Annotated in this window: 26 protein-coding genes; 11 read left to right on the forward strand and 15 right to left on the reverse strand. The window is 62.7% G+C overall.

Translation table 11 applies throughout. The annotated features are described in order from the left end of the window. Nucleotides 1-19 precede the first annotated feature (19 nt). Both dnaJ and radC read left to right on the forward strand, forming a co-directional pair. A complete protein-coding gene (gene dnaJ, locus NO357_RS10675; protein ID WP_306735659.1) occupies nt 20-1,177 on the forward strand; it encodes a molecular chaperone DnaJ in 1,158 nt (385 codons plus the stop codon). Between the two features lie 282 nt (nt 1,178-1,459). Further along, nucleotides 1,460-2,224 (forward strand): RadC family protein, encoded by a 765-nt coding sequence (gene radC / locus NO357_RS10680; RefSeq protein ID WP_306735660.1) that lies wholly within the window; start codon nt 1,460-1,462, stop codon nt 2,222-2,224. Between the two features lie 63 nt (nt 2,225-2,287). On the opposite strand, the gene NO357_RS10685 is transcribed toward radC, so the two are convergent. The 3 genes from NO357_RS10685 to secA all read right to left on the reverse strand — a co-directional run bounded on the left by NO357_RS10685 (nt 2,288) and on the right by secA (nt 7,908). Next, complete coding sequence (locus NO357_RS10685) at nt 2,288-3,850, reverse strand: phosphate ABC transporter substrate-binding/OmpA family protein (RefSeq protein ID WP_306735661.1); 1,563 nt, start codon at nt 3,848-3,850, stop codon at nt 2,288-2,290. A gap of 23 nt (nt 3,851-3,873) precedes the next feature. Then, nucleotides 3,874-5,076, reverse strand: a complete 1,203-nt coding sequence (locus NO357_RS10690) for a translocase (protein ID WP_306735662.1) — start codon at nt 5,074-5,076, stop codon at nt 3,874-3,876. A 135-nt stretch (nt 5,077-5,211) separates the two neighbouring features. Then, nucleotides 5,212-7,908 carry a preprotein translocase subunit SecA gene (gene secA / locus NO357_RS10695; protein WP_306735663.1) on the reverse strand — a complete coding sequence of 899 codons (2,697 nt, stop codon included), beginning with the start codon at nt 7,906-7,908 and terminating at the stop codon, nt 5,212-5,214. Between the two features lie 178 nt (nt 7,909-8,086). Here secA and NO357_RS10700 point away from each other — a divergent pair, with 178 nt between their 5' ends. The 4 genes from NO357_RS10700 to NO357_RS10715 all read left to right on the forward strand — a co-directional run bounded on the left by NO357_RS10700 (nt 8,087) and on the right by NO357_RS10715 (nt 10,872). Further along, entirely contained in the window at nt 8,087-8,938 is an 852-nt protein-coding gene (locus tag NO357_RS10700; RefSeq protein WP_306735664.1) for a peptidylprolyl isomerase, read from the forward strand. A 3-nt stretch (nt 8,939-8,941) separates the two neighbouring features. Continuing rightward, nucleotides 8,942-10,171 carry a bifunctional glutamate N-acetyltransferase/amino-acid acetyltransferase ArgJ gene (gene argJ / locus NO357_RS10705; protein WP_306735665.1) on the forward strand — a complete coding sequence of 410 codons (1,230 nt, stop codon included), beginning with the start codon at nt 8,942-8,944 and terminating at the stop codon, nt 10,169-10,171. Continuing rightward, nucleotides 10,168-10,566, forward strand: coding sequence for an 8-oxo-dGTP diphosphatase MutT (gene mutT, locus NO357_RS10710; protein ID WP_306735666.1), 399 nt, complete (start codon nt 10,168-10,170; stop codon nt 10,564-10,566). Before argJ ends, mutT begins: the two co-directional genes overlap by 4 nt. 171 nt (nt 10,567-10,737) lie before the next feature. Continuing rightward, the gene (locus NO357_RS10715) at nt 10,738-10,872 is read left to right on the forward strand and encodes a hypothetical protein (RefSeq protein WP_306735667.1); all 135 of its coding nucleotides are present in this window, start codon (nt 10,738-10,740) and stop codon (nt 10,870-10,872) included. A gap of 96 nt (nt 10,873-10,968) precedes the next feature. On the opposite strand, the gene infB is transcribed toward NO357_RS10715, so the two are convergent. Genes infB through rimP form a run of 4 tightly spaced genes read right to left on the reverse strand, consistent with a single transcriptional unit; the run spans nt 10,969 to nt 16,398 of the window. Beyond that, a complete protein-coding gene (infB, locus tag NO357_RS10720; RefSeq protein WP_306735668.1) occupies nt 10,969-13,467 on the reverse strand; it encodes a translation initiation factor IF-2 in 2,499 nt (832 codons plus the stop codon). A 10-nt stretch (nt 13,468-13,477) separates the two neighbouring features. Then, nucleotides 13,478-14,098, reverse strand: coding sequence for an RNA-binding protein (locus NO357_RS10725; RefSeq protein ID WP_306735669.1), 621 nt, complete (start codon nt 14,096-14,098; stop codon nt 13,478-13,480). Nucleotides 14,099-14,122: 24 nt separating this feature from the next. Next, complete coding sequence (gene nusA / locus NO357_RS10730; RefSeq protein WP_306735670.1) at nt 14,123-15,808, reverse strand: transcription termination factor NusA; 1,686 nt, start codon at nt 15,806-15,808, stop codon at nt 14,123-14,125. 5 nt (nt 15,809-15,813) lie between these two features. Beyond that, nucleotides 15,814-16,398, reverse strand: a complete 585-nt coding sequence (rimP, locus tag NO357_RS10735) for a ribosome maturation factor RimP (protein WP_306735671.1) — start codon at nt 16,396-16,398, stop codon at nt 15,814-15,816. A 257-nt stretch (nt 16,399-16,655) separates the two neighbouring features. Here rimP and NO357_RS10740 point away from each other — a divergent pair, with 257 nt between their 5' ends. Next, nucleotides 16,656-17,357, forward strand: coding sequence for a hypothetical protein (locus NO357_RS10740; protein WP_306735672.1), 702 nt, complete (start codon nt 16,656-16,658; stop codon nt 17,355-17,357). A gap of 122 nt (nt 17,358-17,479) precedes the next feature. On the opposite strand, the gene pip is transcribed toward NO357_RS10740, so the two are convergent. Next, a complete protein-coding gene (gene pip, locus NO357_RS10745) occupies nt 17,480-18,463 on the reverse strand; it encodes a prolyl aminopeptidase (RefSeq protein WP_306735673.1) in 984 nt (327 codons plus the stop codon). Nucleotides 18,464-18,527: 64 nt separating this feature from the next. Between pip and ubiG the strand changes: the two genes are divergently transcribed. After that, nucleotides 18,528-19,274, forward strand: a complete 747-nt coding sequence (ubiG, locus tag NO357_RS10750; RefSeq protein WP_306735674.1) for a bifunctional 2-polyprenyl-6-hydroxyphenol methylase/3-demethylubiquinol 3-O-methyltransferase UbiG — start codon at nt 18,528-18,530, stop codon at nt 19,272-19,274. Here the strand turns inward: ubiG and NO357_RS10755 are convergent. The 4 genes from NO357_RS10755 to NO357_RS10770 are packed head-to-tail and all read right to left on the reverse strand — an operon-like array spanning nt 19,271 to nt 21,564. Continuing rightward, entirely contained in the window at nt 19,271-19,711 is a 441-nt protein-coding gene (locus NO357_RS10755) for a MarR family winged helix-turn-helix transcriptional regulator (protein ID WP_306735675.1), read from the reverse strand. The two genes, ubiG and NO357_RS10755, sit on opposite strands and share 4 nt — an antisense overlap. Further along, on the reverse strand, nt 19,711-20,544 hold the full coding sequence (locus tag NO357_RS10760) for a carbon-nitrogen hydrolase family protein (protein WP_306735676.1): 834 nt from the start codon (nt 20,542-20,544) through the stop codon (nt 19,711-19,713). Before NO357_RS10760 ends, NO357_RS10755 begins: the two co-directional genes overlap by 1 nt. Nucleotides 20,545-20,549: 5 nt before the next feature. Beyond that, on the reverse strand, nt 20,550-20,807 hold the full coding sequence (gene grxC, locus NO357_RS10765; protein WP_306735677.1) for a glutaredoxin 3: 258 nt from the start codon (nt 20,805-20,807) through the stop codon (nt 20,550-20,552). Between the two features lie 37 nt (nt 20,808-20,844). Continuing rightward, nucleotides 20,845-21,564 (reverse strand): ComF family protein, encoded by a 720-nt coding sequence (locus tag NO357_RS10770; protein WP_306735678.1) that lies wholly within the window; start codon nt 21,562-21,564, stop codon nt 20,845-20,847. Between the two features lie 24 nt (nt 21,565-21,588). Between NO357_RS10770 and NO357_RS10775 the strand changes: the two genes are divergently transcribed. Both NO357_RS10775 and hemH read left to right on the forward strand, forming a co-directional pair. Next, the gene (locus NO357_RS10775; RefSeq protein WP_306735679.1) at nt 21,589-22,410 is read left to right on the forward strand and encodes a methyltransferase domain-containing protein; all 822 of its coding nucleotides are present in this window, start codon (nt 21,589-21,591) and stop codon (nt 22,408-22,410) included. 54 nt (nt 22,411-22,464) lie between these two features. Then, nucleotides 22,465-23,529 (forward strand): ferrochelatase, encoded by a 1,065-nt coding sequence (hemH, locus tag NO357_RS10780; RefSeq protein WP_306735680.1) that lies wholly within the window; start codon nt 22,465-22,467, stop codon nt 23,527-23,529. A 72-nt stretch (nt 23,530-23,601) separates the two neighbouring features. On the opposite strand, the gene NO357_RS10785 is transcribed toward hemH, so the two are convergent. Together NO357_RS10785 and NO357_RS10790 are read right to left on the reverse strand one after the other, a co-directional pair. Next, nucleotides 23,602-23,787, reverse strand: coding sequence for a hypothetical protein (locus tag NO357_RS10785; protein ID WP_306735681.1), 186 nt, complete (start codon nt 23,785-23,787; stop codon nt 23,602-23,604). 148 nt (nt 23,788-23,935) lie between these two features. Beyond that, on the reverse strand, nt 23,936-24,538 hold the full coding sequence (locus tag NO357_RS10790) for a L,D-transpeptidase (protein WP_306735682.1): 603 nt from the start codon (nt 24,536-24,538) through the stop codon (nt 23,936-23,938). A gap of 162 nt (nt 24,539-24,700) precedes the next feature. Between NO357_RS10790 and dalA the strand changes: the two genes are divergently transcribed. Beyond that, nucleotides 24,701-25,213: a divisome-associated lipoprotein DalA gene (gene dalA, locus NO357_RS10795; protein WP_306735683.1), complete on the forward strand. Its 513-nt coding sequence runs from the start codon at nt 24,701-24,703 to the stop codon at nt 25,211-25,213. A gap of 13 nt (nt 25,214-25,226) precedes the next feature. Here the strand turns inward: dalA and NO357_RS10800 are convergent, their stop codons facing one another. Then, on the reverse strand, nt 25,227-25,718 hold the full coding sequence (locus NO357_RS10800; RefSeq protein ID WP_306735684.1) for a L,D-transpeptidase family protein: 492 nt from the start codon (nt 25,716-25,718) through the stop codon (nt 25,227-25,229). Between the last annotated feature and the right edge of the window lie 45 nt (nt 25,719-25,763).

A 25,763-nucleotide genomic window follows, 5' to 3' on the forward strand; every position in this document is an offset into this window, starting at 1 on the left:
CCTGAAAGGAGCGTAAACCATGTCGAAACGCGACTATTACGATGTGCTCGGGGTCTCGAAGGGCGCTTCCGCCGACGAGATCAAGAAGGCCTATCGCAAGAAGGCCAAGGAACTTCACCCCGACCGCAACTCTGATAATCCCGATGCCGAGGCCCAGTTCAAGGAAGCGAACGAAGCCTACGAGGTGCTCAAGGATGCCGACAAGAAAGCGGCCTATGACCGCTTCGGCCACGCCGCCTTCGAGGGCGGCATGGGCGGTGGCGGCGGACGTCCAGGTGGCGGTTTCCAAGGCCAGGGCGATTTTGCCAGCGCCTTCTCGGACGTGTTCGACGACCTGTTCGGCGATTTCATGGGGGGTCGTGGCGGGCCGGGTGGCGGACGGCAGCGCGCCGCGCGCGGCGCCGATCTGCGTTTCAACCTGCGGGTCACCTTGGAAGAGGCGTTCTCGGGCCTGCAAAAAACCATCAACGTTCCGACCTCGGTGGCCTGCGAGGCCTGCGACGGCTCCGGCGCCGAAGGCGGGGCCGAGCCCACCACCTGCCCGACCTGTTCGGGCATGGGCAAGGTCCGCGCGCAGCAGGGCTTCTTCACGGTCGAACGCACCTGTCCGACCTGTTCCGGGCTGGGCCAGATCATTCAGAACCCGTGCAAATCCTGCGGCGGCCAGGGCCGGGTCCACAAGGACCGCGCGCTTTCGGTGAACATCCCGGCCGGGGTGGAAACCGGTACCCGCATCCGTCTCGCCGGCGAAGGCGAGGCCGGGATGCGCGGCGGTCCGGCAGGTGACCTCTACATCTTCATCGAGGTCGGTCCGCACAAGATCTTCGAAAGGGAAGGCACCAACCTCTTCTGCCGTGTGCCGGTCTCGATGGCGACCGCTGCGCTTGGGGGCGATATCGAGGTGCCGACGATCGACGGCGGCCGCTCGCGCGTCAAAATCCCCTCGGGGTCGCAATCCGGCCGCCAGATGCGCCTGCGCGGCAAGGGCATGCCGGCGCTACGCGGCGGCCCCGCGGGCGACATGTTCATCGAGCTTGCAGTGGAAACGCCGGTCAACCTCACCTCGCGGCAAAAGGAACTCTTGCGCGAGTTCGAGGAACTCTCGGAAGAGAACAACCCGCAAAGCTCGTCGTTCTTCTCCTCGGTGAAAAACTTCTGGGACAGCATGAAAGGCTGAGACGGGCTGAAGCCCGCCCTACTGCCATAACTCTTGTGGGCCGGGCTTCAGCCCGGCCTTTTCGATTCGCACCTAAAGCACCCACACTGACCCTTCGATTTCCCTAACAATCACCGCTCGCATCGTTAACGCCCGGCGACAAGCGGCGAACCCGCGTGCCTGCCAGCCAGGGTGCCAGCCAACCTGCCAGCCAGGCTGCCATCACCCGTTTCCCCGAAAAAGAATCATTAACCATCGGGGGGATTAACCCTTTTTTCACCATGTTTGGGACACCTTTCCCTCATGTCGCAGAGCTCCCAGTTCTCCGAGGCCCCGCTGCCGCTGTTCGACGATGACGAGGTGCAGATCGTCCCCGCCTTGCCGCACGGCAAGCGTCCCTCTTACATCACCGACCACCGCAAGCGCCTGCGCGCCCGCTTTCTCTCGGGCGGTGCGCAGGCGCTGCCGGATTACGAGATTCTGGAACTGCTTCTGTTCCGCGCGATCCCGCGCCAGGATGTCAAACCGTTGGCGCATAAGCTTTTGGAAAAATTCGGAGATTTCAACCGGGTGATCGCCGCCCCGCCCGCGCGATTGTCCGAGGTCAGGGGCGTCGGCGAGGCGGTGATCTGCGAACTGAAAATCGTCGAGGCCGCGGCCCAACGGCTGGCCCGCGCCCGCATCATGCGGCACCATGTGGTCTCCAGCTGGGATGCGCTTCTGGATTATTGCCACACCACCATGGCGCACCGCGACACCGAGCAGTTCCGTGTGCTCTACCTCGACCGAAAGAACGTGCTGATCACCGACGAGGAACAGGCCTCTGGCACCGTGGATCACGTCCCGGTCTACCCCCGCGAGGTCGTCAAACGGGCGCTGGAACTGAATGCCAGTGCCTTGATTCTAGTGCATAATCACCCCTCGGGTGACCCGGCCCCCAGTTCCGAGGATATCGCCATGACCGCACAGATCGAGGCGGCGGCGAAGGCGCTGAACATCTCCTTGCATGACCACCTGATCATCGGCAAATCGACCGAACTCAGCTTCCGCTCCGAAGGCCTGCTCTGAGCTGCTCACCGGCGTTACGGGCAGTCTCGCGAGGCGGTCCGCTTTGGACCGACGAGTGCCCCACTACTTCACCCAGACCTCGACCCGCCGGTTCACCTGCCGGCCCCAGGCGCTGTCGTCGCAGGCCATCGGCAGTGCTTCACCGAACCCCGCGGTCTGCAGCGTGACCTGGCCCAGGTTGGCGGTCTCGGCCGCCGCCACAACCGCGTCCTTCACCGCCCGCGCCCGGCGTTCGGAAATCTCCTTGTTCCCCGACGCCGGCCCGTCGCTATCGCTGAACCCGGCGAACAACAGGACCCGCCCATCATAGCGCCCGGCTTCGAGCGCATGGGCCAGCTGCTCCACATTCGAACGCGACTGCGCATCGAGCTTCACCGAGCCCGTTTCGAACCGGAACGAGGTGGTCAACCGCTTCATCTCCCACAGCCGCGCAATCATGGCCTGGATGTCATCAAGCGTGATCTCTGTGCCCGCCCCGGTTATTGCATTGGCCAGGCGGTCGCCCTGCAGTTCCAGTGAAACTTCTTCTGGCTGCTGATCGATAAACCCGGCCCGGCGGATCACCAACTGCGCCGCGGTCGAGCGGGTATAGGCAAGGAATTCACGCGCCAGCTTAGGCAACCGGCGCGCCGGTAGATAGAGGAACATCGGGGCAGTCAGCGGATAGTCCTCGGTTTTGACCGTGCGCCGCGCCGGTGACAGCGAAAAGCCGCAATCCCCGGTCAGCACCAGCGCGTGGGTATTGCCCCGGGCGGCATAGCTGCCAATCCCGATCCCGAACGGATCGCCCGCCACCGCCTCGGCCAGCGCCGCGTCGTTGTCATACCGCCGGGCCGCGCCGGCCAGCTCCATTCCTGCCGGGCGCAAAAGCTTGATCTCTGCCGCCTGACCCAAACCGGATCTGGCATCGCGAAGATGCAGGGAAATCGGCGCATCCGGTCCCCCCAGCGCCTGCCAGTTGTCGATCTTCCCGGAAAAGACGCGCGCCAGATCTGTGATCGAGATCCGCCGCACCGGGTTGTCGGGTGCAACCACGGCCACCAGCGCATCGAGCGCCAGAACCCGCGTCCGCCCGCGGGCGGTAAGATCGCCGAGGCCCGCCTCATGGCCATGGCGCAATTCCTCGCGGCTGATCTCGCGCAGCGCCATCGCCACGTCGGCCTCGTCGGCTAGCAGATCGGCAAACCCCTCGTCTGTGGTGGTCAGCCGGAACCGGAATTGTCCCGTCTCGCGCCCGCTCTCCCGGTCGAGCAGACGAAAGAGAACGCCGTCTTCCAGCGTCTCGCGCTTGACTTTCAGCCCGTTGCGCAGGGCAAATCCTTCGATCAGCGCCGGCATCAGAAGTTCACCCATCGTCGCCGCCCCCGACAGGTCCAGTCCTGCCACGAAGTCGGTCAGCGATGGGCAACCGGGCCCCTCGCAGGACACGCCCGAGCCGTCCACCGTCAGCTCGCCGTAAATCGTCTCAACCCGATAGAACTCCCCGTCGAAGCCGAGCAACGTGCCGCTGAGCTCGACCGCGCCATCCCGCGAAGTCAGAGTCACATCCTGCGCGTGCGCGGCGAATCCGGCGCTGAAAAAGGAAAGTGCGGCGAAAAGGATCGCCGCACGCTGTATCGGTTTCAAACCGTGTCTTTCCCCGTGTGGCCCTACTGGGTGTTGGCCGCCACTTTCAGGTCATTGAGCAGGTTTTTCAACACCAGAAAATCACCCACCGCGTCGCAATCGGGCATCGTCAGGTTGAGGGTCTGTACTTTCGGCCGTCCCTCGGACTGGACCTGCAGGGCCTGGGCTTCGATTTCATGTCCGCAGTTCATGTTGGTGACTTCGATCTCGGTGCTGATTTCGATATCACCCGCTTGCTCGGCTAGGCCGGTGGGGAAGGTGTAGACCTGCGCCATCGTGCCCTCGCTGATGGCAGGATTGCCAAGGAGAGTCAGGAACCCGCCTTTGCCTGTCGCTGCCGCGGCGATGTCGCCCGGGGAATTGGCCCAGATATGGCCGCCGTCCTCGTAGCCGGCCCCGAACTCCAGTGCGTGCAAGCCGATGCTGCTGAAAAACTCAGATTGCACCACCGCACGGTCATAAAGGTCCAGTGTGGTCACGTTCACGTTGGCCACCGCTCCGTCGCTGTTGGCGAAGGAGGCAATGAAAACCGCATTCTCGGTAAGCGCCGGCACGGCGATGTCGAGCTTGCCCTTGTCGTCGGTCGACTCGGTGAACATCATGTTGCTGTGCAGAATGGTGACGCGTTCGTTGGGCAGGCAGGCAGCCGACAGGCTCAGCTTTACCAGCGCACCGGCCACTTCCGTTCCGGTCATTGTGATGTCGCATTGTGCGGCCAAGTCGGGCTCGTTGCGGGTATCGGCGACAACCGGCGGGGTGATGGCAGCGTCGTCCAGAAGGCTCACCGTCTCAGGTGTCTCGACCGGCTGGTTCACCATGTCATCGGCGGCGTCTTCGGTGGCGATCTTGAGCACAACCGGGGTTTCCGCCGTTTCGGGTTCTTCGCTCGCAACGGGTTGTTCCGCCGAAACGGGTTGTTTGACGGTCGCGGGTTCGTTGACTGCCGGTTCCGCGACTTGCGGCAGGGCCGGCTTCGCGGCGAGCGGCGCGCTGGGTTTCTCCAGGATTTCGTTGTCCGCCGCGGTGAGCGAAATTTCGGATACCTTGACCGGCTCGGGCATGCCGTTGAGACCCGGGGTCGGTCCTGCGTTCAAGCCAGCAGCAGAGACAGGGGCCTGCGGCGCGCGAACGCCCTGACCTTTCTGACCGTTCTGCATGAAAAAGCCGATTGCCCCTATGCAGACCAGCGTGGCGCCGGCCATGATGATGCGTTTTTTGTCTGCCATGTCTGCCTCCGGGAGACCTTTCGATCTCCGGAAACATGGCCGTTAAAAGGGGCGTGGGTGTGGCACCCGATGGGAGTCATTGCGACCGATTTGAGGCAGAGTCACTCCCTCTGTCAGGCCCCGCTGTGGAACGTTTCAGACCATCCGCCCGTGGCAGTGCTTGAACTTCTTGCCCGAACCGCAGGGGCAGGGTTCGTTTCGGCCCGGGTTGCCCCAGGTCGCCGGGTCGTTCTCGTCGAAGCCTTCGCGCGCCTGTTCCGGGTCCGGCTGCGGCGCGGCCTCTGCCTCGGCCGGAGCCGGAGGGGCCCGCATCAATCCCTGCTGCGCCAGGATCTCGGCCTGTTCCTCTTCGGTCAGTGGCCGAATCTGGGCCAGTGTCTTGGTCACGTCCTGGCGCAGGCTGTCGAGCATGCTTTCGAACAGTTGGAAAGCCTCATTCTTGTATTCGTTCAGCGGATCGCGCTGGGCATAGCCGCGGAAGCCGACCACCGATCGCAGATGCTCCAATGTCAGCAGGTGCTCGCGCCACTTGCCGTCGATGGTTTGGAGCAGCACCTGTTTCTCGATCGAACGCAGGTTCTCGGGTCCGAAGTCGACCGCCTTCTTGGCCATCATCTCGTCGGCGGCCTTCTCTAGCCGTTCGATGATGTCCTCGTCGTCCACACCCTCCTCGGCGACCCAGTCAATCACCGGCACGTCGACGCCGAGGTGTTCCAGCGCCGCCGCATAGAGCCCTTCGCCATCCCATTGATCGGCATAGGATTTCGGCGGAATGTATTGATCGACCAGATCGTCGATCACCTGATTTCGCATTTCCTTGATGATCTCCGACAGGTCTTCGGCCTTCATGATGTCGAGCCGTTGTTTGAAGATCACCTTGCGCTGCTCGTTCATCACGTCGTCGAATTTCAGTAGCTGCTTGCGGATGTCGAAGTTGCGGCCTTCCACCTTGGCCTGGGCGCGCTCCAGCGATTTGTTGACCCATGGGTGAATGATCGCCTCGCCTTCTTTCATGCCCAGCGTCGACAGCACCTTCTCCAGCCGTTCCGAGCCGAAGATCCGCATCAGGTCGTCCTCGAGGCTCAGGAAAAAGGCCGACCGCCCCGGGTCCCCCTGGCGGCCCGAGCGGCCGCGCAGCTGGTTGTCGATCCGGCGGCTTTCGTGCCGTTCTGTCGCCAGCACGAACAGACCGCCGGCGTCCTTGACCTTCTGTTCCCAGGCCTCGTGTTCGCCCTCGATCCGGGCGCGGATCTCGTCGGGATGCTCATCGGGATTGGCCTCGATGGCCTCCATGATCTTGAACTCGACATTGCCGCCCAGCTTGATGTCGGTACCGCGGCCAGCCATGTTGGTGGCAATCGTCACCGCGCCCAGCTTGCCGGCATCGGCAACGATCTGGGCTTCCTGCTCGTGATGACGGGCGTTCAGCACGTTGTGTTTGACCCCGGCCTTGGTCAGCAAGTCCGACAGGAATTCCGACTTCTCGATGCTGGTGGTCCCCACCAGCATCGGCTGGCCCTTGTCGTGGGCTTCCTTGATGGTCTCGACGATGGCCTCGAATTTTTCCTTGGCCGTACGATAGACGGCGTCATCGTCGTCGACCCGGGCAATCGGCAGATTGGTCGGCACTTCCACGACGCCGAGGCCATAGATTTCCATGAACTCGTCGGCTTCGGTGGCCGCGGTGCCGGTCATGCCTGACAAGACGTCGTACAGCCGGAAATAGTTCTGGAACGTCACCTGCGCCATGGTCACGTTCTCGGGCTGGATGGTGCAGCCCTCCTTGGCCTCGATCGCCTGGTGCAGGCCTTCGCTCAGGCGCCGCCCTGGCATCATCCGTCCGGTAAACTCATCGACCAGCACCACGTCGCCGTTGCGGACGATGTAGTCCTTGTCCTTGGTGAACAGCTTGTGGGCCCGCAGCGCCTGGTTCACGTGGTGCACGATGGTGGTGCTTTCCGGATCGTACAGGCTCTGGCCCTCGGGCAGCAGGCCATGCGCGTGCAGCTGCTCTTCCAGCCACTCGTTACCCTCGTCGGTGAATGTGGCGACGCGGGTTTTTTCGTCCAGCTTGAAATGCTCGTCCTGGATGCCCGGGATCAGTTTGTCGATGGCAACGTAAAGCTCGCTGCGGTCCTGCGCCGGACCCGAAATGATCAGCGGTGTCCGCGCCTCGTCGATCAGAATTGAGTCGACCTCGTCGACGATGGCGAAGTTGTGCCCGCGCTGGCGCATCCGGTTCAGTTCGGGCTCCATGTTGTCGCGCAGGTAATCGAAACCCAGCTCGTTGTTGGTCGCATAGGTCACGTCACAGGCATAGGCGGCACGTTTCTCGTCGTCAGGCTGCTGCGGATAGACAACGCCGGTGGTCAGCCCAAGTGCGGCAAACACCTTGCCCATCCATTCCGCGTCCCGCTTGGCGAGGTAGTCGTTCACCGTCACGATCTGCACGCCCTTGCCGGTCAGCGCGTGCAGATAGGCCGGGAAAGTCGCGACCAGGGTCTTGCCTTCGCCGGTCTTCATCTCGGCGATGTTGCCCTGGTGCAGGAAGACGCCGCCCATCAACTGCACGTCGAAAGCGCGCAGGCCCAGCGCCCGCTTGGCCGCCTCGCGGCAGTTGGCGAAGGCTTCGGGCAGCAGGTCGTCCAGGCTCTCGCCCCCCATCGCCCGCTTGGCCAGCTCCTCGGTCTTGTCCTTCAGTCCCTCGTCGCTTAGCACCTCGAACTCGGGCTCCAGCGCGTTGATCTTGTCGACAAGCGGACGGGTCGCTTTGATCTTGCGATCATTCGGCGTGCCAAACACCTTTTTGGCCAGCGTTCCAAGTCCAAGCATATCCCATCCGATCCGGCTATTGACGTTTTCGTGCTCGACAATCTCTTGCCCCGGTCAACGCACAGCCATAAAACGAGCGCTCAGGGGCAGAAATGCCTTAGTCTTAAGGCGATGTAAGGGGCGGCTCTGGCAGTGTCAACGCCGCGTGCCCCAGCGACAGCAGCGAAGGATCGAACCGATGTCGAAACAGCTCTTTTTCCTGGCCGGCCCTATCTTGGCGCTGGGCCTTTCCACGGCACCGATCGCGGCCGAGGATGCGCCCACCGCCGACAGCGTCGTGGCCACAGTCAACGATACCGAGATCACGCTGGGTCACATGATTCTCGTCCGCGATAACCTGCCCGAGCAATACAAGCAGTTGCCCGATGACGTGCTGTTCAACGGCATTCTCGAGCAGATCATCTCGCAGACTCTGCTGCAGCAGTCGTTGGACGGCTACGAGCCCAAGGCGGTCCGCCTCGCAGTCGAGAACGAGCGCCGCGCGCTTCTGGCCGGCGAGGCGATCGAGGAGATGCTCGCCGAGGTGCTGACCGAAGACCAGGTTCAGATGGCCTATAGCGAAAAATATGCCGGCGATCCGGGCAAGGAATACCGCGCCTCGCACATTCTGGTCGAAACCGAGGATGAGGCAAAGGCGCTGATCGAAGAGCTTGAGGGTGGTGCCGATTTTGCCGCGCTCGCGAAAGAGAAATCCACCGGCCCCTCCGGCCCTTCCGGCGGCGACCTGGGCTGGTTCGGTGAAGGCCGCATGGTCCCCGAGTTCGAGACCGCCGTCACAGCGCTCGAGGTCGGGCAGGTGTCCGACCCGGTAAACACCCAGTTCGGCTGGCACGTGATCCTCCTCAACGAAACCCGCATTGCCGAGGCGCCGCCGCTCGAGTCGGTCAGGGCGGCGATCGAGGAAGAGCTTCAGACCGAAATGGTCGAAGGTCATATCGAAGGACTGCGCGGCGAGGCCAAGATTGACCAGGCGGACGAAAGCCGCTTTGATCCGGCCATCCTGAAAGATCTGACCCTGCTGGAGAACTGATCCTTGGCCAAGATCACCAAACGCTCGCCGCTGGCGCCTGACGAATTTCCCAAGCTGCCGATGATTGCCGGCGTGTCCTTTGCCGCCGCCCAGGCCGGCGTGCGCTATGGCGGGCGCACCGACGTGATGCTCGCGCTGCTGGCGCCGGGGACGGCGATGGCGGGTGTCTTCACCCGCTCGGCCACTCGCTCGGCCAACGTGCTCGACTGCCAGGCCAAGATCGGCACTCCAGCCGAGGCTGGTGCGGCCATCGTCGTCAACTCCGGCAATTCCAATGCTTTTACCGGCCGCGCCGGGGACGAGTCGGTTGCCGCCATCTGTGCCGCCGTGGCCCGGACCACCGGCGTGCCCGAAACCCGCGTCTTTACCAGTTCGACCGGCGTGATCGGCGAACGCCTGCCGCATGACCGCATCATTGCCAAGCTCGAAGAGTTGGAGGCCGGTCTGTCCGAGGACGCGATCGAAGCCGCCGCGCACGCCATCATGACGACCGACACCTTCCCCAAGGGCGCCGCGGCCAGTTTCTCCCGTGATGGTAAAACCGTCTCTATTGCGGGTATTGCCAAGGGCTCCGGCATGATCGCCCCCGACATGGCGACGATGCTGGTCTATGTTTTCACCGACGCGAAAATCGTCCAGCCCGACCTGCAGGCCATGTTGTCCGAACTTACCGGGCCGACCTTCAACTCGATCACTGTCGATAGCGATACCTCGACTTCCGACACTTTGCTGATGGCCGCCACCGGTGTCAGCGGTGTGACCATCCCGGCCGGCGACGCGGAATTCCGCGCCGCGCTGCATTCGGTCATGCTCGATCTCGCGCACCAGGTAGTGCGCGACGGCGAAGGCGCCACCAAGTTCGTCGAAATCCGCGTCACCGGGGCCGCCAATGACGCCGACGCCCGCACCCACGCCATGGCCATCGCCAATTCGCCGTTGGTCAAGACTGCCATCGCCGGAGAAGACCCGAACTGGGGCCGCATCGTCATGGCCGTCGGCAAGTCCGGCGCCGCTGCCGACCGCGACCGCCTGACGATCCGGTTCGGCGATGTTCTGGTTGCCGAAAACGGCTGGGTCGCCCCAAGCTACCGCGAGGAGGACGCAGCCGCGCTGATGAAGGAACCCGAAATCTTCATCTCGGTCGATCTCGGCCTCGGCGCGGGCACGGCCACCGTCTGGACCTGCGATCTGACCCACGGTTACATCGAGATCAACGCCGACTATCGCTCATGAAAACCGTTCTCGTCTCAGCCGTCGCGCTGATCGACCGCGACGGGCGCGTGCTGCTGGCCCAGCGCCCGAAAGGCAAGTCGATGGCCGGTTTGTGGGAGTTTCCCGGCGGCAAGGTCGAGGCCGGCGAAACCCCCGAGCACGCCCTCATCCGCGAACTGCACGAAGAGCTCGGTATTGACACCTGGGCCTCCTGTCTGGCGCCTCTGACCTTCGCCTCGCACAGCTACGATGATTTCCACCTGCTGATGCCGGTCTTTGCCTGTCGCAAATGGGAGGGTATCCCGCAGGCACGCGAGGGACAGGTTCTGAAATGGGTGGCGCCGCAAAATCTGCGCGACTACCCGATGCCGCCGGCCGACATCCCCCTCATACCGATTCTCCGCGACTGGTTGTAATTCGTCGCAGCTGACAAGGATAAAGTGTAGATATTGGGGCTCGCAACGCCTTAACATCTATATTTTGCGCGTCCCTGCGAAACAATTTGTCGCTGAGAGAGCTTTTATTGATGTATTCTTAACAATTTTGTGACTATCGTGACTGTGTCAAACCAATGGGGAGGATTTGACATGCTGCACACCATTATGATGGGGTCGTATGTTTTCGTTCAGGGGTTTTTCGAAAAAACCCTGCCCGACGGACGCGTTCAGGTCCGTGTCGGCAAGCAGATTTTCACCGGAAGGCCCGTGAAACAAGCCGCCTAACCAGTCACCACTCATCGGTGCCGGGCTTTTGACCTGGCAGAACCAAGGGGAACCGCCGCGGCAGTTCCCCTTTTTTAACGTGCCTCACGGACGGTCTCAGGTGAGCTGGCGCTCGACCTCCTCGCGCTCGAAGATCTCGATCACGTCGCCAGGGCGGATGTCGTCATAGTTTTCAAACGCCATGCCGCATTCCTGGCCCGATTGCACCTCGGCAACCTCGTCCTTGAAGCGCTTGAGTGTCTTCAGCGTGCCTTCGTGGATCACCACGTCGTCGCGCAGCAGACGCACGCCGGCCGAACGCCGTGCCACGCCTTCGGTCACGAGGCAGCCAGCCACCTTGCCGACACCGGTGACCTTGAAGACCTCCTTGATCTCGGCGTACCCGATGAAGTTCTCGCGGATCTCGGCGCTGAGCAGGCCCGAGGCCGCCGCCTTCACGTCGTCCACAAGGTCATAGATCACGCTGTAGTAGCGGATTTCCACACCCTTCTGGTTGGCGGCGTTCCGCGCCGGTGCGTTGGCCCGCACATTGAACCCGAAGACAGGCGCGCCCGAGGCCTCGGCGAGGCCGATATCGCTCTCGGTGATGGCGCCCACGCCGGAATGCAGCACGCGCACGCGCACCTCTTCGTTGCCAATCTTCTCCATCGCCTGGACGATGGCTTCGGCAGACCCTTGAACGTCGGCCTTCACCAGGATGGGCAGCTCGGCGACGTTCTCGTCTTCCTTGGCCTTGGCCATCAGCTGTTCCAGCGTCGTTGCGGCTCCGGCGGCGGCACGTTTTTCCTTGGCGGCCTTCTCGCGGTACTCCGCGATCTCGCGCGCCTGCGCCTCGGTGTCCACCACGTTCAGAACGTCGCCGGCTTCCGGCGTGCCATTGAGGCCCAAGACCTCGACCGGTACCGACGGGCCGGCCTCGTCCACACGTTCGCCCTTGTCGTTGATCAAGGCGCGGACACGGCCATATTGCTCGCCAACGACGAAAATGTCGCCTTGGTGCAGCGTGCCGCGCTGCACCAGCACCGTGGCCACTGGTCCGCGGCCGACGTCGAGCTGGGCTTCGATCACCGCACCTTCGGCGGAACGGTTCGGGTTGGCCGTGAGCTCCAGGATCTCGGCCTGCAGCGCGATGGCTTCCAAGAGCTCGTCGAGCCCCTGGCCGGTATGGGCCGAAACCTCGACGTCCTGCACCTCGCCCGACATCTGTTCTACGACCACTTCGTGCTGCAGAAGATCGGTGCGCACTTTGTTGGGGTCGGCCGCGGGCAGGTCGCATTTGTTGATCGCCACGATCATCGGCACCCCGGCCGCCTTGGCGTGATTGATCGCCTCGACGGTCTGCGGCATCACCGCGTCGTCCGCGGCAACCACAAGAACGACGATATCCGTCACCTGCGCACCACGGGCCCGCATACTGGTAAAGGCGGCGTGGCCCGGCGTGTCGAGGAAGGTCAGCACCGTCCCGCTGTCGGTCTTGACCTGATAGGCGCCAATATGCTGGGTGATCCCCCCGGCCTCGCCGGAAACCACCTTGGCATTGCGGATTGCATCCAGGATCGAGGTCTTGCCGTGGTCGACATGGCCCATCACAGTGATCACCGGCGGACGCGGCTGCATATCTTCGTCCTTGTCCTCTTCGGTCTGGATCACGTCCTCGACATCCGCGTCCGAAACCCGGACCGCGTTGTGGCCGAACTCCTCGATGATCAGTTCGGCAGTGTCGGCGTCGATGGTCTGGTTCTGGGTCACCATCATGCCCATCTGCATCAGCGACTTGACCACGTCCGCAACCCGCTCGGCCATCCGATTGGCCAGCTCCTGCACCACGATGGCTTCCGGCAACTGCACGTCGCGCACGACCTTTTCGCGTTCAATCGGGCCGCCCATGGCCTTCTGGCGGGCACGCTCCTGCTTGCGTTTCATCGCGGCCATCGAGCGTTGCCGCCCGCCTTCGCCGCCGGAAAGCGCCTGGTTCAGCGTCAGCTTGCCCGAGCGGCGGCCGCCGTCGTCGCGTCCGCGGGCCGTTCGTCCGCGGTCCTCACGCTCGCGGTCGGCCTTGCGCTCACCCGGCTTGGCGGTCGGTTTCGGGGCGGGGCGGGCTGCCGCCGCTGGCTCTTCGGCCGGGGCTGCCGCGGCGGCGGCGGCGCGCTTGGCGGCTTCCTCGGCCTCGCGCTTCTGGCGTTCTTCCTCTTCCGCCTTAGCCTTCAGCGCGGCTTCGCGTTCGCGCTCCTCGCGTTCCTTGGCCTCGGCTTCTTCACGGCGGCGCTGACGTTCTTCCTCGCGGGCCTTCTCCTCGGCTTCGCGCTGCGCTTCCTCGTCGGCTTCGCGTGCCTTGGCAGCGGCCAGTGCCTTCATCCGGCGCTCCATCTCGGCATCGGAAATGCCCGCGGGCCGTTTCTTCGGATCGCCCTCGGCCGGCTTGGCCGTCGCTCCGGCAGCCGGTTTCGACGCACCGGGTTTGGGCACGACGACGCGCTTGCGCTTGGTCTCCACCACGACATTCTTGGTCCGTCCGTGGCTGAAGCTCTGCTTCACATTCCCCGAACGGGCGCCGCCGCGAAGGCCCAAAGTCTTTTTGCCGTCACTATCGCTCATCTGGCTCTCTTCATCCTTTCCGGCGGGTGGTCCCGCCATCGGAGTCGCGCAAGGCTTTCAATCTCGCCGCCTCCTCTACAACACGTGGCGCCAAACCTCCAGCGCCTATGGCCGCATGGACTACGGTTTCTCGTCCAAAGGCCTGGCCTAGCTCATCGGAAGTGAGCCAGCCCACATATCTCGCGCCCTGCGGCGTCCACAGCTTACCCTTGCCGCGTTCGGACCCGTCGCTCGACTGCAGGAGCACCTTCACGTCCTCGCGCCCGAGCCAGTCCTTGACCTTCTCGAACCCGGCCACCGCCTGCCCCGACTTACGGGCCAGCGCGATGAGCTCGATCAGACGCTTCGTCAACAGTGCCTCGACCTGCTCAACCAGATCATCGGGCACCTGCACCGCCTGCTTGGCCGCCCGGGCGAACAGCTTCTTCGCCACCGCCTTTTCCAGTGCCTGCCGCGCAGCGCTGACCCAGATGCCGCGTCCCGGCAGTTTGCCCGTGATGTCGGGCACGATCCGCGCCTGCGGACCCACGACGAAGCGGATAAGCCGGCCTTTCGGCAACAGCTCTCCTGTGGCGATGCACTTCCGCACCGTCCCGTCGTCCCGCGCCCTGGCTGCTCCGCCGCGCCCCATGTCAGGATCTCCCGAGGCCTGCGATCAGGCCCCGGCCTCCTCGGTTACGGCCTCGGCCTCTTCGGCCTCGGCTTCAGCCGCAGCAAGATCATCCGGGTCGACCCACCCGAGCATGACCCGGGCGGTCATGATCAGGTCCTGGGCCTCTTCGAGGCTGACGTCGAAGGGCTCCAGAAGGCCATCGTCCTTGACCCGCTCGCCATCGACCGTGGTCCAGCCGCCGGCCAGTTCCCAGTCGGCGCAGGTGGCGAAATCCTCCAGCGTCTTGACGCCATCCTCGGCCAGCGCCTCGATCATCTGCGGGGTCAGGCCTTCGAAGTTCACCAAGCTGTCCTCGACCCCCATCTCGCGCGCGCGCTCAAGCGCCTTGCGCGCCTGCTCTTCCAGAAAGTCCCGGGCACGGGCCTGCAGCTCGTTGGCCGTGTCCTCGTCAACCCCGTCGATCACCAGCAGTTCGTCCAGCTCGACATAACCCACCTCTTCGAGGTTGGTGAAGCCTTCGGCCACCAGAAGCTGGGCGAAGAACTCGTCGAGGTCCAGCGTTTCCATGAACAGCTTGGTGCGCTCTTCGAACTCCTTTTGACGGCGTGCCGATTCTTCTTCCTCGGTCATGATATCGATGTCGAGACCGGTCAGTTGTGACGCCAGCCGCACGTTCTGACCGCGACGCCCGATCGCCAGCGACAATTGCTCGTCCGGCACCACCACCTCGATACGCTCGGCATCCTCGTCGAGAACCACCTTCGACACCTCGGCCGGCTGCAGCGCGTTCACCAGGAAGGTCGGCACATCCTCGTTCCATGGAATGATGTCGATTTTTTCGCCCTGGAGTTCGTTCACGACGGCCTGCACGCGGCTGCCGCGCATCCCGACGCAGGCGCCAACCGGGTCGATTCCGCCGTCATAGGAGATGACGGCGATCTTGGCGCGGCTGCCTGGATCGCGGGCCACCGCCTTGATCTCGATGATGCCATCGTAGATCTCGGGCACTTCCATCTTGAACAGCTCGGCCATGAATTCCGGCGCGGTGCGGCTCAGGAAGATCTGCGGTCCCCGCGCTTCGCGGCGCACATCCTTGATATAGGCCCGGATGCGGTCGTTCGGGCGATAGCTCTCGCGGCCAATCTTGTCGTTCCGGCGCAGGATTGCCTCGCCGCGGCCGACGTCGACGATGACGTTGCCATATTCCTCGCGTTTGACGACACCATTGATGATGGTGCCGGCGCGGTCCTTGAATTCCTCGTACTGCCGGTCGCGCTCGGCCTCGCGCACCTTCTGCAGGATCACCTGCTTGGCGCTTTGCGCCGCGATCCGGCCCATCTCGACCGGCGGCACTTCTTCCCGGAATACGTCGCCGACCTGCGGACCGCCGGCAAGCTCTTCGATCGGCATCCCGTCCCGAACCCAGACCGAGCGACCGTCCTTCGACGGTTCGAAATAGGCCTTGGCCTGCTGGACCGTCAGTTCGGCCTGGTAGTTCTCCAGCTCCTCGTCCTCGACCACGGTGCGCACCCGGGTGAAGGTCGCGCGGCCGGTTTTACGGTCAATCGACACGCGAATGTCCATCTCTGCGCCGTAGCGGCTCTTGGCGGCCCGAGCGAGGCTCTCTTCCATCGCTTCCACCACGAGGCCTGGGTCGATCATCTTTTCCCGCGCCACGGCCTCAGCGGTTTGCAGCAGCTCCAGCTGGTTTGCAGAGGTAATTGCCATCTCTCTTAGTCCTCCTCGGAACCGGTCTCGGTTTCTATCTCGTCAAATTGCGTCTCATCCAGCGCGCCGGCCTCTTTCCTGGCCTTCAGCATCGCCTTGATCAGTTCGTCGGTCAGCACAAGCTTGGCGTCGGCCAGCCAGTCGTATTTCAGACCCACGGTCACGTCTTCGCCATCCTGGCTGATATTGATCAGCACCTCGTCATCCTCGACGCCCGCCAGAACCCCACGCCAGCGTTTGCGCCCGTCAATCAGTTCGGCGGTTTCCACCTTGGCCTCATAGCCTTGGTAGTCGTCGAAATCCTTCAGCCGGGTGAGTGGCCGGTCGATGCCCGGAGAAGAGACCTCCAGCGAATAGGCATCCGTGATCGGGTCCTCGACATCGAGCACCGCGCTCAGCGCGTTGGAAATCTGGGCACATTCGTCCACGTCGATCCCGCCGCCTGACCGCTCGGCCATCACCTGAAGCGTCTTGTGATCACCGCCCATCAGCCGCACCCGCACCAGTTCGAACCCCATGTCTTCGATGACAGGGGTGATGATCTCGGCGATCTTGCGATCCATCGCGGTTTTGGCGATCAGGTCTGCCATGAGGCTCCAGACACAAAAAAACGGGCCCGCGGCCCGTCAGATTTCTCCGGTGGGCACCGGGTTTGGACCCCAGCGCGCCGCTGTTGAGGGGGATATACGCCTGAAGGTGTGAGTCTGCAAGCCCTGCTTTACATATCAGTTCCCTGCTTGATCTTGCGCCGGATGCTCCGCGGGTTTGGAGGCCAGAGCCCCGCAGCAGTGACACAGAGCATTCACGCCGCTAGTCTTGATCTGTTTGACCCAGGCTTTTTCGACCCATGCCCGATCGCACCCGCCAGGATTACGTTCTCTCCTTCTACCGCGTCCGCCAGGCGCTGGGGCTTCTCGGTCTCGTCTTTCCGGTGCTGCTGCTGCTTGGCGGCTGGCTGGAAAACGCCCGGGTTCAGCCCTCGATCTCCGACTACTATCATACCACCCTGCGCGACATTTACGTCGGCACGCTGTTCGCCATCGGCATCTTCCTTGTCAGCTACAAGGGTCATGTTCGCGAAAATGGCGAACGTCTGTCCGACAATCTCGCCGCCACGCTGGCCGGGGTCGGCGCTTTCGGGCTTGCCGTCTTTCCCAATCAGGTCGTCCCGGGTACCAAGAACATCTTCGAGTTCTTTCTCGGCGAATACGCCAAGTGGGGCCACTTTGTCGCCGCGGTGCTGTTTCTCGGCGCCATGGCCTATCTGTCGCTTGTCAAGTTCGCCCGTAGCGGCAAACCGGCCCGGCGCCGGATCTACCGGCTCTGCGGCTGGGCGATTCTGTTGTTCGGCGGCGCGGCGACCCTGTTCTCGATCCTGCGCGCCTGGACATCGCTGGGTTGGAGCGACACCATCGAGTCCTCGGGCATCATCTTTTGGTTCGAGGCGCTCGGCATCTGGGCCTTCGGGATCAGTTGGCTGACCAAGGGACAGGCCGATATCGCTTTGCTGCGCGGGCTGGAGAAGATCAGGCTGCGCCGTCGGCATTAACGGTTCCGCAAGAGATCGCCGTGAAGGGTTAACGCCGCATCGCCCACCGCGCGCCAGACGGGATGCCAGCCAGGATGCCAGCCGGGGTACCATACGCCGGTTTCCACCGCCCGGCGCAACGGTTAACGTGTCGTGCGCAGCCCCGCGATCTGGTCCATGGCGCGGACCAACTCGCGGCTGATTCCGGGTTCTGACAAAGCATGCCCAGCCACCGGCACCATCCGCAAATCCGCCTTCTTCCATTTCCGCGCCAGCCCATAGGACGCCCGCGGCGGGCAGATCATGTCATAACGCCCTTGCACGATCACGCCCGGGATGTGGGAAATTTTGTCTATATCTTCAAGGATTTGCCCGTCCCGTTCCAGGAAGATATTGTTGATGAAATAGTGGTTTTCCAGTCGGGCGAAGGCGCGCGCATAGGTGCCGTCGGTCACGCCGCTTTCGCCGTTCGAGCGCACCGAGGCCAGCGCATTTTCCCACCGCGCCCAAGCCTTGGCAAAGGCCATTTCCTCTGCCTGGTCGCCGGAAAACAAGCGCTTGTTGTAGGCCGCAATCAGGTCCCCGTGTTCCCGCTCGGGGATAATCCCTTGGAATCGCTCCCACAATTCCGGCCAGAATCGCCCCACACCGCCGCCATAGAACCACCGAAGCTCGGCCTTGGTGGCCAGGAAGACCCCTCGCAGGATAAGCTGCTGCACCGCCCGGGGGTGCGTCTCGGCATAGATCAGTGCAAGTGTCGCCCCCCAGCTGCCCCCGAAAACGATCCATTTATCGATGTTTAACAGATCGCGAATACGCTCGATATCGTCGATCAGGTGCCAGGTCGTGTTGTTCTCCACGCTGGCATGCGGCCGTGACCGGCCACAGCCGCGCTGGTCGAATAGGATGATGCGATAGTGATTGGGCTCGAAATAGCGCCGCATCGCCGGGCTGCAGCCGCCGCCCGGGCCACCGTGGAACACGATCACCGGCTGGCCGTCGGGATTGCCGGATTGCTCCATGTAGATCTGGTGGCCGTCGCCGGTGTCGATCATCCGACGGTCAAACGGCTCAAGGGACGGATAAAGGTAATCCGCCGCGTTCCGTGGGCCAGAATATTTGTCCATGGCGAGCCTGTCCGATCGTGCCTATATGGTGAGGCGCACCCAAGTTGAGCATATGGAGAGCAGAATGCAACCCGCTGAGAGCACCGTCGATCCTGCCGAAGTGGCCAAGTTCGAAGCCATGGCCGCCGAATGGTGGGATCCCGACGGCAAGTTCAAGCCGCTGCACATGCTGAACCCCTGTCGACTTGACTATATCACCAATCAAATCGCCGGGGAATTCGGCCGGGAGCTTGATGCTCCCGGACCGTTCGAGGGCCTGCGCCTGCTCGATATCGGCTGTGGCGGAGGGCTGCTCAGCGAACCCATGGCCCGGCTGGGCGCGACGGTGGTGGGCGCGGATGCGGCGCCGCGCAACATTCCGGTGGCGCAGGTCCATGCCGAGCAATCGGGGCTTGAGATCGATTATCGCAACGTCACTGCCGAAGCGCTGGCCGCGGCCGGAGAGAAGTTTGACGTCGTGCTGAATATGGAGGTGGTCGAGCACGTGGCCGACCCGCTGGCGTATCTCACCGCCTGCCGCCAACTTCTGAAACCCGGCGGCCTTCATATCTGTTCGACCATCAACCGTAACCCCAAGAGCTTTGCGATGGCCATCGTAGGCGCCGAGTATGTGATGCGATGGCTGCCCAAAGGCACCCATGAATGGAACAAGTTCATTACGCCGGATGAGCTATTCAGCCTTCTGGAACAGGCAGGGCTTCGCCCGGTCGATCGCAAGGGATTCGTTTTCAACCCGATCAGTTGGCGCTGGTCCGTTTCCGACCGCGACCTGTCGGTGAACTACGTCACCGCCAGCGTGAATCCGGCCTAGTCGCCTTCCAGCTTCAATCGCAACTCGCGCAGAATCGGAAGGGCTGCGCGGACCTTGTCCTCGCCCAGGTCTCCTGTCAGCTCGGTCAGAACCGGGCCGATTGCTGCCAACGCTGCGTCGCGTGCCTGCCGACCGGCAGGGCTGATCGCCACCATCTTGCGTCGGGCATCGTCCCAGTCGGGCCGGATATGGATATACCCCGCCCATTCCAGCTTGCCGAGCGTATTGGTCATCGCTCCGCGGGTGACGTGGAAACTCTTGGCAAGCTGCGCTGGGCTACGCTCCTCACCGGAATGCGCCAGATGGTTCAACACCGAGAAATGCGAGATTTCCATACCCTTGGGCAACACCTTGGTCAGCCGGTTCCGCACCAGCTGATCCGCCGTCAGAATCTCGCTTAACAGCGCGACGGCGAGGGCGTTGCTCGGATCATTCATCAGGGTCCTTCGTAATCCCGGTCATGGTTCAGCGACGGCACGCGCTGCCTCGCTTTTGCCACTTCGCCCATGTCGAGATCAACAAACGTGACGCCGCAGCCTGTTCCCGCATCTGCCAAAACCTCTCCCCACGGCGCTATGGCCAGCGAATGGCCATAGGTCCGCCGTTCCTTGCCATCCCGCACGTAGTGCACCCCGGTTTGAGCTGGGGCAAGCACGAAACATCCCGTCTCGATTGCCCGGGCGCGTAACAGGGTTTCCCAATGCGCCGCACCGGTTACGGCCGAAAAGGCCGCTGGCACGGTGATGATCTCGGCCCCGGCATGAGCCAGCCTGCGATGCAGATAGGGAAAACGAATATCATAGCAGATTGTCATGCCTATGGCGGCGAAATCGGTCTGTGCCACAATCGCCCGTGCTCCGGGCCGGTAGTGCGCGGATTCGCGATAGGTCTCGGTTTCGCTGACATTCACGTCGAACATGTGGATCTTGTCGTATTGCGCCGCAATTTCACCCTGCGGAGAAATCAGCAAGGACCGGTTGGCAAAGCGTCCGTCCCTGTCGTGGGTCAGCAGCCCCAGCGACCCGATCAGTACCCACAGACCCAGCGCTTCGGCTTCCTGGCGCACGGCGGCAAGTGTCGGGTCATCCTCCTGGTGGTGCAGCACGGCGCGCTGATGGGTGCGGCTGCCTGAGATACAGTTCGTGACTTCGGGGGAAAGCGCGAATTGTGCGCCGCCGGCATGGGCCGTGTGCAGATGCGCCTTGAGATCGGCCAGGTTTTCACCCGGGTCTTCGACCGAGGTCATCTGGATAAGCGCCGCGCGGACCATCGCGATCAGGACGCCAGCAGGGCGTCGAGCTTGCCGGCACGTTCGAGCGCGTAGAGGTCATCGCAGCCCCCGACATGGGTGTCGCCGACAAAAATCTGCGGCACCGTGTGACGGCCGTTGGCGCGCTGCATCATCTCGGGTTTGCGCGACGGGTCGGCCCAGACATCGATCTCGGAATATTGGACCCCTTTCTGATCGAGCAGCCGCTTGGCCGCGTGGCAGAAGCCACACAGCGGAGAGGTGTATATTTCAACCGGTTTCATTGGCGTTTCCCTGGCACTTTCGCTCTTTGTCCCGGATTTAACCCTCCTTTGCAACGCGCGCCAGTGCCAGCGCCGATACGTCGCGCGCGCCGCTCTGCAAGCAGGCCTCGGCCGCTGCCGCCATCGTGGCGCCCGAAGTCATCACATCATCGACCAGCAGCACTGCCCGCCCGGCGATACGGTGACGGCGTTTCGGGTGTGGCACGATCGCTTGCGACACGGTGGCGAAGCGCTGGTCCAGCGTTTTCCCGTCAAGGCTTTCCGTGCGGGCCCGGCGGATCAGGAGATCCGGGCACCAAGGCAGCGACAGTTCCTTTGCCAGGGCCTTGGCCAACAACGCCGACTGGTTGAACCGCCGCTTCAGAAGCCGCGTCCAGTGCAGCGGGATGGGGGCGATCAATGTGTCCTCGTCGACCAGCGGGTTCGCGGCGCGACTCAACCATTTCGCTGCCGGGCGCACGATGTCATGCCGGTCGCCATGTTTCAGCGCCAGCACGAGCTTCCGCCCGTTGTCGTGATAGAGAAACGCCGCGCGGCCCTTCGACCAGGGTCGGGCGATGACGCGGCACTCATCGCAGATCTCGGTCTGGTCCGACGTTCCGGGCAGTGGCGTGCCGCAGAGATTGCAGGCCAGCCCTTCGATGAACGGCGTGTCACGCCAACACGGGCCGCACAGGCCAAAATCGCTGTCAACCATTTCGCCGCAACCGACGCAGCGCGGCGGATAAAGCAGGTGCAAGGCCGTTTGAAACTTCATCTCTCTGCCCCTATTGTCGCGCTCATGTCACCCCCGCCGAAGCTCACCGATCGAGCCGCCCTGGCCCGCAACCGCACCCGTGCCGCGGATGCGCCTGAAGACTTCCTGCACGCGCTGGCCGCGGACGAGGTCAAAGATCGACTGGCCATGGTTAACAAATCGTTTAACGCGCCCGCGATCGTGACCGGGCATCCAGGTTTCTGGGCCGATGTGGTGCCGGGCGCGCGGATCGTGGCGGATGACGAGGTTCTGGATCTGAAGCCGGTGGCGCATGATCTGCTGATCCATGCCATGGCGCTGCACTGGGCAGGCGACCCGGTGGGCCAGATGATTCAATGCCTGCGAGCTTTGAAACCCGACGGGGTGTTTCTGGCAATCCTGTTCGGCGGGCAGACTCTGCACGAACTGCGCGCTGCGCTCGGCCAGGCCGAGGTCGAGATCACCGGCGGTCTCTCGCCGCGCGTCGTGCCAATGGGGGAAATCCGCGATCTCGGCGGGCTGCTGCAGCGGGCGGGATTTGCTCTGCCGGTTGCCGACAGCCTGCCGCTGACCGCCAGTTACGAGACGCCGCTGCATCTGATGCGCGAATTGCGCGCGATGGGAGAACAGAACGCATTGGTCAATCGGCTGAAACACTTTACCCGTTTGTCGGTTATTAGACGCGCGAGCGAACTCTATGCTTCCGCCTATGCCGAGCCGGACGGGCGAGTGCGCGCCACGTTTGAGTTGATTTTCCTGATGGGTTGGGCGCCCGACCCAAACCAGCCGCAACCGCTTCGGCCGGGGTCGGCCCAATCGAGGCTGGCCGAGGCGCTGGGCACGGTCGAATTGCCACTCAAGGATTGACCCCTGCGCGCAGGCCATTATGTGACATCGCAACCAGCGAACAGGGACAAGTCCATGACCGACCAATCTCAATCCGGCTTCGAGGCCGCCCATGCCCCCGCCGATCACCCCGCCGTCCCCCGGGCCAAGATCGGGGTGCTGATCGCCAACCTCGGCACACCGGACAACTACGATTACTGGTCAATGCGGCGCTACTTGAACGAGTTCCTTTCGGACAAGCGGGTGATCGATATTCCGTCCTGGAAATGGCAGCCGCTTCTCCAGCTCATCATTCTGACGAAACGCCCTTTCAGCTCGGGTGCGGCCTACAAGTCGATCTGGAACGAGGACCAGGGCGAAAGCCCGCTGATGACGATCACCAAAGACCAGACGGCCGCCATCGCCGCCAGCATGAAAGAGCGGTTCGGCGACGGCGTGCTGGTCGATTTCTGCATGCGTTATGGCAACCCATCGACCGAATCGAAGGTGCGCGAGATGGTCGCGGCGGGCTGTACCAAGCTGGTCTTCTTCCCGCTCTATCCACAGTATGCCGGCGCCACGACCGCCACGGCAAACGACGAGTTCTTCCGGGCCCTCATGAAGGAAAAATGGCAGCCCGCAGCGCGCACAGTGCCGGCCTATTTCGACAATCCCGCTTATATCGACGCGCTGGCCCAGTCGGTTGAGACGGCCTATGCCAAGGCAGAAAAAAAGCCCGAGCTTCTGGTCGTGTCCTATCACGGTATGCCGCAGCGCTATCTGATGGAGGGCGACCCTTATCACTGTCAGTGCCAGAAAACCACGCGGCTTCTCAAGGAACGGCTGGGCTGGGGTGACACGCAGATCACCACGACCTTCCAGTCGGTATTCGGCCGTGAGGAGTGGCTCCGCCCCTATACCGTGGAAGAAGTGGCGCGGTTGGCCCGCGAAGAAGGGCGCAAGAACATCGCCGTGATCGCACCGGCGTTTTCTTCCGACTGCATCGAGACGCTGGAAGAGATCAACGAGGAGATCCGTGAAAGCTTCGAAGAGGCGGGCGGGGAGGATTTCCTCTACATCCCCTGCCTCAACGACCAGTCGGCGCATATTGCCGTTCTGTCTCAGATCATCGAGGACAACCTCAAGGGCTGGATCGCCTGAGAAAACCGATCGGGCAAAAGAAAAAGGCGGTGGAACACCACCGCCTTTTCCTTTTATCTGTCGTCCGACCTATCAGTCGACTACGACGGCAACAATCGCGGCCAGGATCAGCAGCGGAATGATGATGCCGGCATTCGACGAGCTTGCGGCGGTTTCTTCCACCACGACCGGTGCTTCGATCACGGGATCAGCCATCGAACCGGCATAAGCGGTCGAAGCAGCAGCAGTCAGGGCAGCAGCGAGAACGAGTTTCTTCATGTTATCCTCCAGATATTCGCTTACCGTCACATGCCATAGTGGCGACGGCAAGCTCCCAAGTCTTACCTCGTAGTTTTCTCTAACCAGCAAAATCTGGGGATTGCAAACGCAACTTGGGTCCGGAGATGCAGAGATCGTTAAAATGTCGTCAAATTAGCAACACTTGCGTGCCGACTCTGCAAAGAGCGAACAGTTCCGAGATATGCTCATTGTAAAGCCCGATACAACCGTTCGATGATCGCCGTCCGATCTTGCGCGTGTCATGCGTGCCGTGGATACGATAATAGGTCCAGCTGAGATACATCGCATGCGTGCCAAGCGGGTTATCGGGGCCGGGGCCGACGAATTCCGGCCATTCCGGATTGCGCTCTCGCATCGCCGGGGTTGGGCGCCAACTGGGGCCCACCACCTTGCGCACGACTTTGGTGCGACCGCGGCGCGTCAGGTCCTCGGTCAACGGCACCGAAGTGGGATAAAGTCTGTAAACCGTTTGGTCCTCTGACCAGAAGTGAAGCGCCCGCGAGGTGATATCGACAAGAACCGCGCCATTGGCGAGGTTGTCGAAATAGGGCCGCCAATCAAGTGAGCGGAAGCTTGAGATGTTGCGCCGCACCACTTCGCTCAGGTCGCGTTCGACCTCGGTTGTGGCGTTGCTGTTGATACTTTGTGCCGCCGCCGGTGCAGCCAGCAGCGCAGCGCTGCCAGCGAGGAAACCGCGACGGTCGAGTTTGCCTGCAAATCTGCGTGTCATGATACCCTCTTGGCCTGAAATTGCCGATTTTGGGCATAATATTGCGCGAAAGACGCAGTCGCAATTCAAACATCCGTCAATTGGCCGACTCACGCCGATGTGGGTTTGAACGGCAACGCACGTCGCGCTATGCCATGCGAAACACGAACTGGGTGGGATCACATGTCTCGACTTCTGGGTTTCCTTTTTTCGGCACTGTTGGTTCTTCAGGGCTGCGCGACCACGACCACGCCGCAAATGGGCGCGGACGGCAAACCATTACCGCGGCTCTACCGGATTGCACCGGGTGCGACGGCCAAGCTGCAATACAGGATGCTTGACTCGGTGAATGCATTGCGCGACGCCGCGGGTGCACAGCCGGTGCAGCTCAATGCCCAGCTCAATGCCGCCGCCGCAACGCATTCGCGCGACATGTCAGTTCAGAACCGCCCGTGGCACTTCGGCTCCGACGGGTCTTCGCCAATGGACCGCGTACGACGCGTCGGCTATTCCGGCGCTATGCTGGGCGAGAACATCTCGGAAACCTACGAGACTGAGCTCGAGACCCTCGCTGCCTGGATGGAGCAGCCGGACACCCGTAACGTGATTCTCGACAAGCGGGCGGCGAACCTGGGCTTTGCCTGGTTTCAGGAACGCAATGGCAAGATCTGGTGGACGCTGATCATGGGATCGTAATCCTGCGTTCCGTTTACGGGCGAATCGTGATCGGGGTGCCGTTGCGCACCATCGCGTAGATCTCTTCGATTTCCCGGTTGTTTACGGCGATGCAGCCGGCCGTCCAGTCGCGCCCGCCCTTACGATACTTCCATGGTCGGCCGTGGATAAAAATGTCGCCGCCGGGTTTCTGGCCTTTCGAACTGGCATAGGCGCGATCATCATTGTTCGGATAGGAAATCCCGACGGACAGGTGGAACTCGCTGTTGGGGTTGCGTCGGTCGATGACATAGTCGCCTTCGGGTGTGCGGCCGTCGCCTTCAAAGCTCTTGTGGCCCTGTGGCGTAAAGCCGAGGCCGATCGGATAGGATTTCAGCACCTGATCATGATGCATCAGATGCATGACCCGACCCCCCTTGAAGACGATGACCTGTGTCACCTCGGGCCCGTTGTAGGTCTTGAATTTCGAACAGCCCGCCACCGTGGCGAGCAGAAGCGCAATCACGACAAACCTGAAGAACCGCATGTCACTGTCCGTCTTTCGCTGATGGTCGTCGTATTACCCGGTTTT

The organism is Marimonas arenosa, from assembly GCF_030848945.1.
Classification (GTDB): Bacteria; Pseudomonadota; Alphaproteobacteria; order Rhodobacterales; family Rhodobacteraceae; genus Marimonas; species Marimonas arenosa.

Bases quoted from the DNA above. Each gene is read 5' to 3' on its own strand.
- dnaJ (WP_306735659.1), top strand. From the start codon at position 20: ATGTCGAAACGCGACTATTACGATGTGCTCGGGGTCTCGAAGGGCGCT.
- radC (WP_306735660.1), top strand. From the start codon at position 1,460: ATGTCGCAGAGCTCCCAGTTCTCCGAGGCCCCGCTGCCGCTGTTCGAC.
- NO357_RS10690 (WP_306735662.1), bottom strand. From the start codon at position 5,076: ATGGCAGACAAAAAACGCATCATCATGGCCGGCGCCACGCTGGTCTGC.
- secA (WP_306735663.1), bottom strand. From the start codon at position 7,908: ATGCTTGGACTTGGAACGCTGGCCAAAAAGGTGTTTGGCACGCCGAAT.
- NO357_RS10700 (WP_306735664.1), top strand. From the start codon at position 8,087: ATGTCGAAACAGCTCTTTTTCCTGGCCGGCCCTATCTTGGCGCTGGGC.
- mutT (WP_306735666.1), top strand. From the start codon at position 10,168: ATGAAAACCGTTCTCGTCTCAGCCGTCGCGCTGATCGACCGCGACGGG.
- NO357_RS10715 (WP_306735667.1), top strand. From the start codon at position 10,738: ATGCTGCACACCATTATGATGGGGTCGTATGTTTTCGTTCAGGGGTTT.
- infB (WP_306735668.1), bottom strand. From the start codon at position 13,467: ATGAGCGATAGTGACGGCAAAAAGACTTTGGGCCTTCGCGGCGGCGCC.
- NO357_RS10725 (WP_306735669.1), bottom strand. From the start codon at position 14,098: ATGGGGCGCGGCGGAGCAGCCAGGGCGCGGGACGACGGGACGGTGCGG.
- nusA (WP_306735670.1), bottom strand. From the start codon at position 15,808: ATGGCAATTACCTCTGCAAACCAGCTGGAGCTGCTGCAAACCGCTGAG.
- rimP (WP_306735671.1), bottom strand. From the start codon at position 16,398: ATGGCAGACCTGATCGCCAAAACCGCGATGGATCGCAAGATCGCCGAG.
- NO357_RS10740 (WP_306735672.1), top strand. From the start codon at position 16,656: ATGCCCGATCGCACCCGCCAGGATTACGTTCTCTCCTTCTACCGCGTC.
- pip (WP_306735673.1), bottom strand. From the start codon at position 18,463: ATGGACAAATATTCTGGCCCACGGAACGCGGCGGATTACCTTTATCCG.
- ubiG (WP_306735674.1), top strand. From the start codon at position 18,528: ATGCAACCCGCTGAGAGCACCGTCGATCCTGCCGAAGTGGCCAAGTTC.
- NO357_RS10755 (WP_306735675.1), bottom strand. From the start codon at position 19,711: ATGAATGATCCGAGCAACGCCCTCGCCGTCGCGCTGTTAAGCGAGATT.
- NO357_RS10760 (WP_306735676.1), bottom strand. From the start codon at position 20,544: ATGGTCCGCGCGGCGCTTATCCAGATGACCTCGGTCGAAGACCCGGGT.
- grxC (WP_306735677.1), bottom strand. From the start codon at position 20,807: ATGAAACCGGTTGAAATATACACCTCTCCGCTGTGTGGCTTCTGCCAC.
- NO357_RS10770 (WP_306735678.1), bottom strand. From the start codon at position 21,564: ATGAAGTTTCAAACGGCCTTGCACCTGCTTTATCCGCCGCGCTGCGTC.
- NO357_RS10775 (WP_306735679.1), top strand. From the start codon at position 21,589: ATGTCACCCCCGCCGAAGCTCACCGATCGAGCCGCCCTGGCCCGCAAC.
- hemH (WP_306735680.1), top strand. From the start codon at position 22,465: ATGACCGACCAATCTCAATCCGGCTTCGAGGCCGCCCATGCCCCCGCC.
- NO357_RS10785 (WP_306735681.1), bottom strand. From the start codon at position 23,787: ATGAAGAAACTCGTTCTCGCTGCTGCCCTGACTGCTGCTGCTTCGACC.
- NO357_RS10790 (WP_306735682.1), bottom strand. From the start codon at position 24,538: ATGACACGCAGATTTGCAGGCAAACTCGACCGTCGCGGTTTCCTCGCT.
- dalA (WP_306735683.1), top strand. From the start codon at position 24,701: ATGTCTCGACTTCTGGGTTTCCTTTTTTCGGCACTGTTGGTTCTTCAG.
- NO357_RS10800 (WP_306735684.1), bottom strand. From the start codon at position 25,718: ATGCGGTTCTTCAGGTTTGTCGTGATTGCGCTTCTGCTCGCCACGGTG.